12 protein-coding genes are annotated in these 13,707 nt (G+C 69.6%); 7 read left to right on the top strand and 5 right to left on the bottom strand.

Annotated elements, in window-relative coordinates:
* The first annotated feature begins 134 nt into the window (after positions 1–134).
* A complete protein-coding gene (locus tag ACWPQI_RS21535) occupies positions 135–542 on the top strand; it encodes a four-helix bundle copper-binding protein (RefSeq protein ID WP_026137764.1) in 408 nt (135 codons plus the stop codon).
* Positions 543–618: 76 nt separating this feature from the next.
* Here ACWPQI_RS21535 and ACWPQI_RS21530 read toward each other — a convergent pair whose 3' ends face one another.
* Positions 619–1,962 carry an APC family permease gene (locus tag ACWPQI_RS21530; protein ID WP_052455352.1) on the bottom strand — a complete coding sequence of 448 codons (1,344 nt, stop codon included), beginning with the start codon at positions 1,960–1,962 and terminating at the stop codon, positions 619–621.
* A gap of 238 nt (positions 1,963–2,200) precedes the next feature.
* On the opposite strand from ACWPQI_RS21530, the gene ACWPQI_RS21525 reads away from it, so the two are divergent.
* Positions 2,201–2,899, top strand: coding sequence for a response regulator transcription factor (locus ACWPQI_RS21525; RefSeq protein WP_010593620.1), 699 nt, complete (start codon positions 2,201–2,203; stop codon positions 2,897–2,899).
* On the top strand, positions 2,896–4,023 hold the full coding sequence (locus tag ACWPQI_RS21520) for a sensor histidine kinase (RefSeq protein ID WP_302069272.1): 1,128 nt from the start codon (positions 2,896–2,898) through the stop codon (positions 4,021–4,023). Before ACWPQI_RS21525 ends, ACWPQI_RS21520 begins: the two co-directional genes overlap by 4 nt.
* A gap of 84 nt (positions 4,024–4,107) precedes the next feature.
* Here the strand turns inward: ACWPQI_RS21520 and ACWPQI_RS21515 are convergent, their stop codons facing one another.
* On the bottom strand, positions 4,108–4,791 hold the full coding sequence (locus ACWPQI_RS21515; RefSeq protein ID WP_302069273.1) for a ferritin-like domain-containing protein: 684 nt from the start codon (positions 4,789–4,791) through the stop codon (positions 4,108–4,110).
* Between the two features lie 283 nt (positions 4,792–5,074).
* Between ACWPQI_RS21515 and ACWPQI_RS21510 the strand changes: the two genes are divergently transcribed.
* On the top strand, positions 5,075–6,496 hold the full coding sequence (locus ACWPQI_RS21510; protein WP_017680767.1) for a DUF1254 domain-containing protein: 1,422 nt from the start codon (positions 5,075–5,077) through the stop codon (positions 6,494–6,496).
* A 2-nt stretch (positions 6,497–6,498) separates the two neighbouring features.
* Here the strand turns inward: ACWPQI_RS21510 and ACWPQI_RS21505 are convergent, their stop codons facing one another.
* On the bottom strand, positions 6,499–7,296 hold the full coding sequence (locus ACWPQI_RS21505; protein WP_010593616.1) for an SDR family oxidoreductase: 798 nt from the start codon (positions 7,294–7,296) through the stop codon (positions 6,499–6,501).
* Positions 7,297–7,394: 98 nt separating this feature from the next.
* Between ACWPQI_RS21505 and ACWPQI_RS21500 the strand changes: the two genes are divergently transcribed.
* Positions 7,395–7,682 carry a hypothetical protein gene (locus ACWPQI_RS21500; RefSeq protein WP_474738490.1) on the top strand — a complete coding sequence of 96 codons (288 nt, stop codon included), beginning with the start codon at positions 7,395–7,397 and terminating at the stop codon, positions 7,680–7,682.
* On the opposite strand, the gene phoU is transcribed toward ACWPQI_RS21500, so the two are convergent.
* Complete coding sequence (gene phoU, locus ACWPQI_RS21495) at positions 7,633–8,304, bottom strand: phosphate signaling complex protein PhoU (protein ID WP_102031651.1); 672 nt, start codon at positions 8,302–8,304, stop codon at positions 7,633–7,635. The genes ACWPQI_RS21500 and phoU overlap by 50 nt on opposite strands.
* Positions 8,305–8,501: 197 nt before the next feature.
* Here phoU and ACWPQI_RS21490 point away from each other — a divergent pair, with 197 nt between their 5' ends.
* Both ACWPQI_RS21490 and ACWPQI_RS21485 read left to right on the top strand, forming a co-directional pair.
* A complete protein-coding gene (locus ACWPQI_RS21490; protein ID WP_010593613.1) occupies positions 8,502–9,788 on the top strand; it encodes an ATP-grasp domain-containing protein in 1,287 nt (428 codons plus the stop codon).
* Positions 9,788–11,839 (top strand): CocE/NonD family hydrolase, encoded by a 2,052-nt coding sequence (locus tag ACWPQI_RS21485; protein WP_474738489.1) that lies wholly within the window; start codon positions 9,788–9,790, stop codon positions 11,837–11,839. Before ACWPQI_RS21490 ends, ACWPQI_RS21485 begins: the two co-directional genes overlap by 1 nt.
* 57 nt (positions 11,840–11,896) lie before the next feature.
* Here ACWPQI_RS21485 and ACWPQI_RS21480 read toward each other — a convergent pair whose 3' ends face one another.
* On the bottom strand, positions 11,897–13,663 hold the full coding sequence (locus ACWPQI_RS21480) for a thiamine pyrophosphate-requiring protein (RefSeq protein WP_450152247.1): 1,767 nt from the start codon (positions 13,661–13,663) through the stop codon (positions 11,897–11,899).
* Positions 13,664–13,707: the final 44 nt, after the last annotated feature.

The raw sequence follows: 13,707 nt of genomic DNA, 5'->3' as shown, positions 1-13,707 counted from the left end.
AATCGCCTCGGGGAACGAATCGTGTGTCTGGTGTTATCTCGTCGATCCTGTGGGTACGCGAGTCGGTACCGGATCTCGGTCGACACCGATCCGGATCAGCCGAACAACGAGTCCCCACGAAAGGACGCACATTCATGAGCACTGCAGCGACCATGCTCGACAGCTACCCGAAGGACCTCGGCGGCGTCGACACCGGCAAGCTCGCCGCGTGCATCGAGGCGTGTATCGAATGCGCTCAGGCGTGCACCGCCTGCGCCGATGCCTGCCTGAGCGAGGATTCGGTGGCGGAGTTGATCAAGTGCATCCGCACCGATCTGGACTGCGCCGACATCTGCGAAACCACCGGCCGGGTCCTCTCGCGCCATACCGGCTACGACGCCGACCTGACCCGTTCGGTGCTCGAGACCTGCGCGGCGGCGTGCAAGTCCTGCGGGGACGAGTGCGCCCAGCACGCCTCCCGTCACGCGCACTGCAAGACGTGCGCCGATGCGTGCCGGCGATGCGAGCAGGCCTGCCGGGACCTGATCGGTTCCCTCGGCTGAGAGTCCGCCGTCACCACCCTTGCCGCGAACACCGGACGCTCGGCCGCTGGGCTGGACGATCGGCGGGTGCCCACCGTCATTGCGCCGAGCGTCCGGTGGACCGCCGGCGGTGTGCCACGTGGCGGCGCACGATCAGCCATTGGCTCGCGAAGACGGCTGCGGCCACCACCGCGGTGACAACCACCGTGAACAGATCCGTGCGCACCTTCATGATCACGAACGGCACGAGCACGAGCACGTCGAGCGCGATCGCCACGGCCGGGACCCAGGTCGCGAACTCGACCTCGTCGCGCAGGCGGCGGACCATGCCCCAGTGGATGGCGATGTCCATCGACAGGTACAGCATCGCCCCGAGTGAGGCGATCTGACTCAGGTCGAACACCGTCGCCGTCACCAACGCCAGCGCGGCCGTGATCAGCAACGACTGCCGGTTCACCGACCCCGGCAACCCGGGCACCTGTCCCATCTCCCGCAGCATGTCGTACAGCCGCGACACGGAGAACAGGCTCGCCACCAAGCCGGACAGGGTCGCGACCACCGCCACCGCCACCGTCAGCCACACGCCCCAGGACCCGAACAGCGGCTCGGCGGCCTCGGCCAGTGCGTAGTCCCGGGCGGCGACGATCTCCGGCACCGACAGGCTCCCGGTGACCGCGACGGTCAGCAGCAGATACAGCACCGTGCACACCGCGATCGCGATCACGATCGAGCGCGCGATGTTGCGCTGGGGATCGCGCAGATCGTCACCCTGATTGGTGATCGTGGTGAAGCCCTTGTACGCCAGGATGCACAGAGCGATGCCGGCCAGGAATCCGAGCAGTCCGCTGTCCGGCGGCGTCGCGTCCGCACCCCCGGTGACCAGCCGGGAGAAGGCCGACACCCCGGTGGCGGCGATCCCGGCCACCGCGAGCGCCGCGATCCCGACGATCTTGATCGCGGCGGTCACCGTCGCCGACCCTTCCACCCACCGGTTGCCGACCAGGTTGACCACCGTCGCGGCCGCGATCGCCACCACGGCCAGGACCGGCACCCACACCGCCGAGCCCTGCATCCCGAACGGACGCAGCAGGTACGTGCCGAAGGTCCGGGCCAGCAGGCTCTCGGCCAGGATCATCGACACGTACATGAACAACGAGAACGACCCGGCCACCACCCCGGGGCCGTAGGCGGCTTTCAGGATCATCGCGATCCCGCCCGAGGACGGGTTCGTGCTCGAGTACCGCACGTACGAGTAGGCACTGAAGGCCACCACCACCGCGCCCGCGACGAACGCCCAGGGGACCCAGGACCCGGCCAGTTCCGCCACCTGCCCGACCAGGGCGAAGATGCCCGCGCCGATCATCACCCCGGTTCCCAGCGCGACCGACCCGGTCAGCGACAACTTCTTCTTCTGCTCGGTCTCCGACGGCACGCGTTCCACCTCGTCTCACGTCCACAACCTCGTCACCTCGACCTCCGGGCGACCGGTGATGCGAGCCCCACCGAACGGCGCACACATCGGCGGACGCACCGGGGACGGAGCGTGCGACGGCAACTCCACGGAGGACTGCACGGCTGGATTACCCTCGGTCTGCCCGTCGAACACCTCGACGGACCCTCCTGTCCACAGCTGTCCGGACGCCCGGCCGAACCGGTCCGTCGGATCGAAAGGGGAGACGGTGCCCCACAGCGTCCTCGTCGTCGACGACGAACCTCACATCCGTCGTGTCCTGCGCGGCTATCTGGAGGCGGACGGCTACGACGTCATCGAAGCCGCAACAGGCTCACAAGCGTTGACATCGGTGCAGTCCCGCCGCCCCGACCTGGTGTTGCTCGACATCCGCCTTCCCGATCTCGACGGCCTCGAGGTGCTGCGCCGGATCCGCGGGTTCTCGGACGTGTACGTCGTGCTGGTCACTGCCCGCGCCGAGGAGGTCGACAAGCTGGTGGGACTCGCGGTCGGCGCCGACGACTACATCACCAAACCGTTCGCGCCTCGCGAGGTCGCGGCCCGCGTCCGTGCCGTCCTGCGCCGCGCCCGCGGCACCGGCGGGGCGCCCTCCCGGGTCGTGGCCGCCGGTCTGACGGTGGACCCCGAGACCCGGGAGGTGACGGTCGACAGCATGCCCGTGGAACTGTCCGCGCTCGAGTTCGATCTGCTTCTGGCCCTGGCGCAGGCCCCGGGCCGGGTGTACTCGCGGCGGCAGCTGCTCGAGAAGGTCTGGGGCGGAGACTTCTTCGGCGACGAGCGGGTCGTGGACGTGCACATCCGCAGCATCCGCCGGGCGCTCGGCGACGATGCCACCGCCCCTCGTTTCATCGGGACGGTCCGCGGTGTCGGCTACAAGTTCGTGGCCGCGAGCGAGGTCGACCGGTGAACCGCGGTCTCCGGCTCCCGGTGCCGAGCCTGACGATGCGACTGTTCGTCTCCCACGTGCTGGTGGCGGTGGTCGGAGCGCTCGTCACCTTCGCCGTCGTCCGCGCCGCGGCACCGGCGCTGTTCGAAGAACGCGCCGCCGGCCCCGGCAACGGCCGCGGTCGTGCGAACGGGTCTGGGCCGTTGCGGGAGGTCGTGTCCGATGCCGTGACGACGGCATTGCTGCTCGGGGTGCTCGCCGGAGTGATCGCGGCCGCCGCGCTGGGTCTGCTGGCGTCCCGCCGCCTGCTGCGGTCGCTGCGGTCGGTGCGGTCGGGTACCCGGGCAATCGCCACCGGTGACTACCGGCACCGTATCCCGGTGCCGCCGGAGTCCGAACTCGCCGCGGTCGCCGGCGACGTCAACGATCTCGCCGTCCGACTCGCCGACACGGAAGCCCGGCGGGTCCGGCTGCTGTCGGAGGTGGCGCACGAGATGCGCACCCCGCTGACCGTGATCGACGGCTACGCCGAGGGCGTCCTCGACGGGGTCTTCGCGCCGGCAGAGCTGGTCCGGATCGAAGCCGAGGTGGGTCGACTGCGCAGGCTCGCCGACGATCTGTCCACCCTGTCCCGGGCGGAGGAGGGCCGGCTGGACCTGCAGCCGGTCGAGGTCGACCTGTACGGGCTGGTGACCCAGGTCGCGGGCCGGCTGCGCCCCCAGTTCGACGACGCCGGCCTGACCGTGACCGTACTCCCGCCGTCCCGCCCGGTCGTGGTGTGGGCAGATGCCGACCGGATCACGCAGGTGCTGACCAATCTGCTCGGCAATGCCCTGGCCGCCACGGAGACCGGCGGGGTGAGCATCGGCGTCACCGCCGGTCGGGACGTCGCCACCGTGACCGTCACCGATACCGGCGAGGGACTCGAGCCCGACGATGTGGAACGGATCTTCGAGCGGTTCTACCGTGTTCCGTCCCGGCGCCGGCAGGAGCACGATCCAGGTTCGGGCATCGGCCTGACCATCAGCCGGGGAATCGCCCGCGCCCACGGCGGCGACCTGTCCGCCGAGTCCCCCGGCCGCGGTCACGGATCACGGTTCACACTGCAGTTGCCCACCCGAAACCGCCATCCGGCCGGAGACTGACGCCGGGCCGGTCCGAGTCGGACCGGCCCGCGTGCCGTAGGTTCCCGGCGGGCTGCACTCCGACAGCGAGCCGGCTGCCAGGTGTTACTCCGAGTGCTGCGGCCCCTGGCCGTGCCCCTGCCCCTGGCCGTGCCCCTGTCCCTGGCCGTGCCCCTGCCCCTGCCCCTGGCCGTGCCCCTGTCCCTGGCCGTGCCCCTGGCCGCCGGGTAGCTCCTCGCCGGCCGCGGCTGCCTGGAAGGCCTGCAGGTGATGCTCGGAACCGGTGCGCAGCCTGCCGTACACGCGGTCGATCGCGTCCTCGTCGCTGACATCGATCGCGCGGGACAACTCGGCGATATCGGCGGCCTCGAGTTCGGCGCCGACCGCGTACGCCTCCTCGACGGAGGTCAGACCGCGGGCCAGCCAACTGTCGTAGGCGCCCTGCAGTCGAGAGTCGCCGTAGGTTCCCGCCGCGAGCCCGGCCGACGGATCGCTCACGCCGTACCGGTCGAGCAGACCGCCGACGGCATCGTAGTGGCGCTGTTCGCTGTCGGAGATGCGCTCGAAGGTCTGTACCCCCCACTTCTGCGCGAACTGCTGGTACAGATCTCGCGCCAGCCGTTCCTCCTCGCGCATCGTCACCAGATCGGACTGCTCCTGCGTGGACAGCGCATCGCCGCTCGTATTGCCCTCGGGCGCTTGGGCGGTCGCAACGGCCGTTCCGAATCCGGCGATTCCGATCGCCACCCCTGCCGCGAGTGCGGCCACAGTCCTGCGCCGTGTGTTCATTGCCGGCACCACCTTTCTCTCCCCACCGAGTCAACGCACCGTCGGTGAAGACTTCCCGTTCCGGAATGTGAAGCTTGTGTGAGAGCACCCGTCGTCCCTCCTCCCGGCGGCCTCGGATCCGAGCCCGGCGACACGAGCGGGACCGCCTACGCTGCGGCGTCACCGAACGCCGATCCTCAGGGGCGAACGACGGGCAGGGGCCGAACTGTGGGCTTTCGGCCCTTGAGGGCCGGTGCAGGGATTCGTAGCGTCGGAGTCGGGCATCGTGACGAGGAGGCCGGCGATGACGAAGGCAACCCCCATCCCGCCCGGCATCGAGTCGCCGGACCAGGTGCACACCCGGGTGGGCACCTTGCGGTTCTTCGACGGCGTTCCGGACGACGCGACGGTCCGGACGTTGTTCGACAACCTGGACTTCCAGCGCGCCGTCCAGGCATACCTGCTGGCTCTGCCGGTGCTGAACATACAAGCAATGCGCACGGCCCTGCTGAAGTGGGGCCCGGTCAATTCGACGGCGTACGTCTTCGAAGACCTGATGCACCCGTGCACCGTCTGGCTCACGGCGAACACGAGTACCTCCTACACCGCCATCTGGATCGACCTGCGCGACGGTCCGCTCGTGGTCGAGGCGCCGCCCGGTGTGCTGGGGGCGATCAACGACAGCTGGGGACGCTGGGTGGCCGACGTCGGCGTGTCCGGCCCCGACAAGGGTGAGGGCGGCGCCTACCTGCTGCTGCCCCCGGGCTACGACGGTGAGGTCCCCGACGGCTACTTCGTGGTGCGGACCGACAGCTTCGGGATGGTGCTGTTCGCGCGGGGTTTCCTCGACGAGCACGGCGATCCCCACCCCGCCGTCGAGGTCGTCAAGGCCCGGACCCGGGCCTACCCTCTCGCCCTCGCCGATCGTCCACCGTCCATGCGGTTCGTGAACGTGTCGCCGGAACCGATGGTCGGCGTCCCGCCCGCCGACTTCCGGGCGTGGGAAATGCTCGACGAGGTGGTGCAGTCCGAGCCGGCCGAGTCGTCGGATCCGCTCACCCTCGGATTCTTCGCCTCGATCGGCATCCGGCGTGGCCGGCCGTTCGACCCCGACGAGCGCATGCGGGCGATCCTCACCGAGGCCGCCGCGGTGGGCGACGCCACCGGTCGCGCCCTCACCTACCGGTTCCGGGAGCCGGCGGCCTACCGCCACCCGGGCGGTGCCTGGCGCGCCATCTTCCTCGGCGGCCACCGGTTCGAGGAGGACGGGGTCGCCCTGCTCGACGCGGCCGCGCAGTTCAACTTCTCGGTCATCGGCATCAGTCCGGCAGAGGACGTCGAGAAGGTCGGCGCCGGCTCCCAGTACGTCGTCGCCTGCGTCGACTCCGAGGGGGCCCCGTTCGACGGCAAAAGCGCCTACCGGCTCCGCGTCCCTGCGGACGTTCCGGCAGCCGATTTCTGGTCGGTCCTCGTCTACGACACCCAGACCCGGTCCATGCTGCAGACCGGGCAGGAGTGGCCGTCGGTGACGAGCCAGGACCGCGATTTCACCACGAACGACGACGGTTCCGTCGACATCCACTTCGGTCCGGAGCAGCCCGAGGACGGCCACAACTGGATCCAGACCGTGCCCGGCAAGAGCTGGTGGGCCATGTTCCGGCTGTACGGTCCCCTCGCACCGTGGTTCGACAGGACGTGGCGGCTGCCGGACGTCGAGCCGGTGTGACGTCAGATCTCGCGCCAGCTCTCCTCGGTCATGTCGTGACCGTGCGCGGCCATGAGCATCAGCCCCCCGTCGACGGGGATCGAACCGCCCGTGAGGTACGACGAGCGCGGCGAGGCGAGAAACGCGATGGCCGAGGCGACTTCGTGGACGTGCCCGGGCCGGCCGACCGGATTTCCGGGACGGTCCTCGTGAAACGCCTGCGACTCGTCCATGCCCGTCATCGGTGTCGAGATCTCGCCGGGCGCAACCGCATTGACGAGGATCCCGTGCCGGCTCAGCTCCAGTGCGAGGCACTTGGTGAGCATGCCCAGGCCGGCCTTGGCGCTGCAGTAGGCGGCGGCCCCGAGCCGGGGGATGTGCTCGTGCACGCTCGTGACGTTGATGATCCGGCCCCCGCGGCCACCGGCGATCATCCGGCGGGCCGCGCGCTGGGCGCACAGGAACGGACCGTCGAGGTCCGTCGCGAGCACCTCGCGCCACGTCTCGTAGCCGAGGTCGAGGACCCGGTCCATGTGCCCGGTTCCGGCGTTGTTGACCAGAACACCCAGCCCGCCGAGCTTCTCGGCGAGCGTGTCGACGACGTCGGCGGTGTCCGGACTGGTCAGATCCTGGCGGACGACGAAGCAGCGCTGGCCGCGCTCCTCGATCCCCTCCCGGGTGTTCCGGGCGCCGGCGTCGTCGGTATGGAACGTGATGCCCACGTCGAATCCTTCCGACGCCAGCGCCTCGGCCGTGGCTTTGCCGATTCCGGAATCGGCACCGGTGACGATCGCGAGCCGCTCGTGTGCGGGAATGCTCATGACCGGCGAGTACCCACTCGCCGGGCGCCGACACGTCATCGGTGGTCGGCGGGTGGTCGTCTCGAGTAACCTCACGCGGGGGAGCACAGGAGGCGCACATGACCACCTTTGCCGTGACCGACACCGGCGACGGGCTGGACGTCACACTGAACGGCACGACCCACCGTCTCGACGTGGCGGACGCGAGCCGGCTGGCGCACCGGATCCTCGACGTCGTCCATGCCGCCTACTCCGAGCGCACGGGCCGGGGCCTGGAATCGTGGCCCACGGAGCGCGTGGAGGAGTTCGTCGCCGACCTCGAACGGACCGTGAACCCGGACCGGCCCGGGCATATTCTCAGGGCCGCCCGGGTAGAGCTGGATCGCCGTCGGGGCGACGTCCGGTGATCAGGAAGACGACCCGTTCGGCCACGTCCACGGCCTGGTCACCGAAGCGTTCGTAGAAGCGTGCCACCAGGGCGAGGTCGACGGCGGGGGTCACGCCGTGCGTCCAGGACGGGTCCTGCAAGGTCCCGAGGACGCGGGCGTGGACGAGGTCGAGTTCTGCGTCGGTGTTCCGGATCTGCGAGGCCGGCTCCAGCTTCGGCTCGCGGAAGGCATCGCACAGGGCGCGGACCATCGTGGCCGTGAGCTCACCCATCCGGGTGATGTCGCCCCGGACCTGATCGGGGACGAGCTCGCCGGGGGTGCGGCGCCGGGCTGCGCGCGCGATGTGCAGGGCGAGCTGGCCCATACGCGCCAGATCGCTGCTCATGCGCACCGCGGAGAACACGAACCGGAGATCCCCGGCCACCGGATGCTGCAACGCGAGGATCGCCACGGCCCGCTCGCTGCACTCCGTGTGCAATGTCTCGATGTCCTCGCCGAGGTCGAGCGCTTCCTCGGCCGCGACGACGTCGCCGTTGAGCAGCGCGCGTGTCGACAGCTCCAGCGCCTTCGCCGCGAGTTCGGCGAGGCCCCGGAGCCGATCGGTGAGATCGCGCAACTGCTGATCGAACGAAGCCCTCATGTGTACCGATCCACTGCGCTGTCCTCCGTTGCTGTCGGGAAGACATACCCCGAGCCGGCCGCCGGTATACCCGCATCGACGAGTTGTCCCCGAACCGGCCGTCGACCGTCGCGGCACGAAGTCCGACGATCTCCGCAATACGGTCCGAACGGACGGCCGAGGTTTCGGGGCGACCGGACGGGGATAGCCCGTTCACGATGAGTAAGAACATTTTCGTACCCGGACTGACCGATCTGCAGCGCGGAGAGCTCGGCACCGTCGAGGTTCCCGAAGGGTTCACCCTCCACGGGTTGCTCGACTACGAGTCGCTGGTCTCCGCCGACAGCTTCGACTTCGACGCCTTGCTCGAGAGAGCGGACAAGGAGCTCGATTCCTTCGAGGGCAGTGTCGACGCGATCATCGCCCACTGGGACTTTCCGACCAGCGTGCTCGTGCCCGTTCTCGCGGCCGAACGCGGTCTGCCGTCCCCGAGCCTCGAGAGTGTGATCCGCAGCGAACACAAGCTGTGGAGCCGCATCCTGCAACGCGAGGTCGTGCCCGAGTGTGTGCCGGCCTTCGACGCCTTCGATCCCTTCGACCCCGAGGCACTCGACAAGATCGACGTCCCGTTCCCGTTCTGGGTCAAGCCGATCAAGGCGCACTCGTCCCAGCTGGGATTCGAGGTCTCGAACGCCGAGGAGTTCGCCTCCGCCACCGCCCGCATCCGAGAGGAGATCGGCCGCATCGCGAGTCCCTTCGACCAGGCGCTGGCTCACGTGGACGTCCCGGCGGAGGCGCGTGCCGCGGGCGCACGCACTTGCCTGGCCGAACAGATCGTCACCGGGACGCAGGCTGCACCGGAAGGGTCGATCTTCCAAGGGGAGTTCGGGGTGCACGGCGTGTTCGACATGCGCAAGGACGAGGCCGGCCACAGCTTCGATCATCTCGACTATCCCGCGCGCACCGTCCCGCCCGAGGTGCAGCAGCAGATGATCGACGTCACCGAGCGCTATCTGCGGCACACCGGTTACGACAACGGCTGCTTCAACTCCGAATTCATGTGGGACGCCGACACGGGCAAACTGTGGCTCATCGAGGTGAACACCCGCATCTCGCAGTCGCACAGCGACCTGTTCGCGAAGGTGGACGGAGCGTCCAACCACGCGGTGGCCATCGACGTCGCCCTCGGCCGCCGGCCGCGGATGCCGCACCGGCAGGGCGAGTTCGCGGTGGCGGCCCAGTGCATGGTGCCCCGCTACGACGACGGCATCGTCACCCGCGTCCCGAGCGAGAGTGAGATCGCCGCGCTGCAGGCACGTTTCCCCGGTACGGTCGTGCGGATCGATGTGCGGCCCGGCACCCGGCTGTCGGACCTGCCCAACCAGGACGCCTACCGGTACAAGCTCGCCACCCTCTACCTCGGCGCTTCCGGTCACGACGAACTGGAGCAGCGGTACCGCGACTGCCTCGAGGCACTGCCCTTCGAATTCGAGGAGGTCACCTAGTGCACACGGTCGAGTCGTTCCCGTACGAGGTGCGAGACGTCGAGAACGTGTTCATTCCCATGCGCGACGGCGCGCGTCTAGCCGCCCGGATATGGCGACCGATCACCGACGAACCGCTCCCGGCGGTGCTCGAGTACATCCCGTACCGGAAGCGGGACCTGACCCGGGCGCGGGATGCCCTCAACCATCCCTATCTCGCCGGGCACGGCTACGTGTCCGTGCGCGTGGACATGCGCGGCAGCGGCGACTCCGACGGGGTGCTCGCCGACGAGTATCTGGACGCCGAGCACGACGACGCCTGCGACGTCATCGCGTGGCTCGCCGAACAGCCGTGGTGCGACGGCAACGTCGGCATGATGGGCATCTCGTGGGGCGGGTTCAACAGCCTGCAGGTGGCCGCCCGCCGCCCGCCGGCGCTCAAGGCGATCGTCAGTGCCTCCGCCACCGAGGATCTGTACGTCGACAACATGCACTACATGGGCGGATGCCTGCTCTCGGACAACCTGTCCGAGGCAACGGTGATGTTCGCGTTCAACAGCCTGCCCCCGGATCCGGCGATCGTCGGTGACCGGTGGCGGGAGATGTGGCACGAGCGCCTGTCCGGCAGCGGATTGTGGATCGAGAAGTGGCTCGGGCATCAGCACCGCGACGACTACTGGAAGCGCGCGTCGGTGAACGAGAACTACGGCGACGTGGAGTGTCCGGTGCTCGCGGTGGGCGGCTGGGCCGACGGCTACACCAACGCGATCTTCCGGTTGCTCGAGCATCTCCACGTTCCACGTCTCGGTCTGATCGGCCCGTGGGGGCACCGGTATCCGCACCTGGGCGTGCCCGGGCCGGCGATCGGGTTCCTGCAGGAACTCGTCCGCTGGTGGGACCACTGGCTCAAGGGCCGCGACACCGGGATCATGGACGAGCCGGTGTTGCGGGCCTGGATGCAGGACAGCATCCCGCCGCAGCCGTCGTACGCGGACCGGCCCGGTCGCTGGGTGTCGGAACCGTGCTGGCCGTCCCCGAACATCGAGGACCGGCGATACACCCTGACCCGGCATTCGTTGTCCGACAAGCCCGCCGAGGAAGCCGATCACCATCGGATCCGGCTGCAGTCGCCGCTCAGCGTGGGCATGTTCGCCGGCAAGTGGGCCTCGTATGCCGCGACGCCGGACCTGCCGGGCGATCAGCGGGAGGACGACGGCGGATCGCTGGTGTTCGAGACCGAACCGCTCGGCGACACCTTCGAGGTGTTCGGGCTGCCGACGCTCGAGTTGGACGTGTCGGCGGACCGGCCCAATGCGATGGTGGCGGCGCGTCTGTCGGATGTGGCGCCGAACGGCGAGGCCACCCGCGTCACCTACGGCCTGCTGAATCTCACCCACCGCGACGGCAGCGGCGACCCGCAACCCCTCGAGCCGGGCCGGACGTATCACGTGCGTGTCCCGCTCAACGGAATGGCGCATTCGTTCCCCGCCGGCCATCGCATCCGGTTGTCCGTGTCCTCGTCGTACTGGCCGCTGGCATGGCCGTCGCCGGAACCTGTGATGCTGACGGTGAATACGGGAACCAGCACCCTGACGCTGCCCCACCGCCCCCAGCGTCCCGGGGACGACGAGAGACTACGAGCGTTCGGTCCCCCCGAGGTTGCTCCCGAGGCGCCCGCGACGCGCCTGGAACCGGGCAGGCACCACTGGAAGGTCGAACGGGATCTGGCGACCGGGGTCTCCACCCTCGAGATCGAGAACGATCAGGGCACGATCCTGCTCGACGACGTCGGCACGACGGTCCGCCGCGCCACCACCGATTGGTTCAGTTTCCGGGGCAACGACGTCGATTCCGTACGGGGCGAGACGCGGACCGTGCGCCGCCTCGAACGCGGCGACTGGCGTACCGAGATCACGACGAACACCGTGCTGCGCTGCACGGCAGACGAATTCATCATCGACGCGCGACTGGACGCGTTCGAGTTGGGGAATCCGGACGTCGATCCGCGGCCGGTGGAGAATCGGGTCCACTCGCAGAACTGGCACCGCCGGATCCCGCGAAATCTCGTCTGACCGCCGAGGTGGAACCTCGTCCGACCGCCGAGGTGGGATCTCGTCCGACCGCCGAGGTCAGTTCGCTGTTTCCTGCTCGCGCTGCCGGCGCAGCCGCTGTGCGGCCGTGTGGGCGCCCTCCCGCTCGAGGGCGTCGAGCATCGTCTTGACCTTGTCGGCGGAGGCACGCGGTGGCAGCAGCGGGGTGGCCGGGTCGACGACCGCCTGGATCAGCACCGGACGGTCGGCGGTCAGGGCGGTGCGCCATGCCTCGTCGACGTCCTCGGGCCGATCGACCCGGATGCCTTCGAGACCGAGCAGGCGGGCGTAGTCGGCGTAGGGGAACGGCGGGACGGTCTGCGAGGCGGGGATGCGGGCGTCGCCCTCCATTTCCCGCTGCTCCCAGGACACCTCGGTGAGGTCGCCGTTGTCGAGGACGAGGACGGCGAAGCGGGGATCGGCCCAGTCACGCCAGCGGTGGGCGAGAGTGATGAGCTCCGAGATGCCGTTCATCTGCATGGCGCCGTCCCCGGCCAGCGCGACCACCGGGCGATCCGGGTGGGCGAGCTTGGCGGCCAGCCCGTACGGCATCGCGGACCCCATCGAGGCGAGGGTGCTCGACAGGTGTGCCGGCACCCCCGGTGGCAGTCGCAGGAACCGGGCGTACCAGTACACGACCGAGCCGACATCCACGGCCACCTGGGCGTCGGGTGGGAGGTGATCGGACAGGGCCGCGACGACCGCCTGCGGATCGAGCCCGTCCGCGGGCTCCGCGCATCGTGCGGCGGCGATCCGCCGCCAGGTCCGGACCATCTGCTCGACATTGCGGCGCCACGGACGGTCGGTCCGGTGCAGCCGCGGCAGCAGGGCATGCAGGGTTTCGCGGGCGTCCCCGGCGAGCGGCACCTCGACGGGGTACTTGGCACCGAGGTTGCGGGCCTCGATGTCGATCTGCACGGCCCGCGCCTGGCCCGGAGCGGGATAGAACTCCGTCCACGGGTCGTTGCTGCCCACGATCAGCAGGGTGTCGCAGCCGGCCGTCAGGTCCGCCGCGGCGGTGGTGCCGAGATGCCCCATGACACCACAGGCCCAGTCCCGGGACTCGTCGATCACCGGCTTGCCGAGCAGCGATGTCGTCACCCCCGCACCGAGCAGGTCGGCGAGTTCGTCGATCTCCCGGGCCGCACCGTATGCGCCCTGGCCGACGAGCAGCGCGATCCGCTGCCCGGAGTTCAGCAGGTCGGCGGCCCGGTCGAGGTCGGCGTCGGTGGGCAGGACCCGCGGGACCGCGACCGTCGCGGCGCTGGGAACCACGCCGTGCGTGTGCTCGTCCTCCGCGACGCCCGCCTGCTGCACGTCGTGCGGGACGATCACGCACGTCGGGCTCGAGGTCGCCCGGGCGGTGCGGAACGCGTTGTCGAGTACCGCGCCGAGTTGTTCGGGGGTGTCGAGAGTCTGCACGTATTGGGCGCACACGTCCTTGAACAGGGTGGGCAACGCGACTTCCTGCTGGTAGCCGCTGCCCTGGGCCGTCGTCACCACGTGCCCGACGATCGCCACCACCGGCTTGCCGTCCAGTTTGGCGTCGTACAGCCCGGTGAGCAGATGCACCGCTCCCGGTCCCTGGGTGGCCAGGCACACCCCGACCTCGCCGGTGTACTTGGCGTGGCCGGTTGCCATGAACGCGGCCATCTCCTCGTGCCGGGCCGTGACGAGTTCGATGTGCTCGCCCGCGCGGTCGAGCGCGGCCAGGATGGGGTCGATACCGTCTCCGGCGTAACCGAAGACGCGGTGCACGCCCCAGGCCCGGAGCCGGTCGACAATCCCGTCGGCGACGTTGGCCATGGTGTTCCTCCCGGTGGTGCCCGCCGTCCGCCGTGGGCATCGTT

The organism is Rhodococcus sp. LMD, from assembly GCF_056108245.1.
Note: the sequence above shows the minus strand (reverse complement) of the source record. Positions and strands in the feature narration are given on the sequence as shown.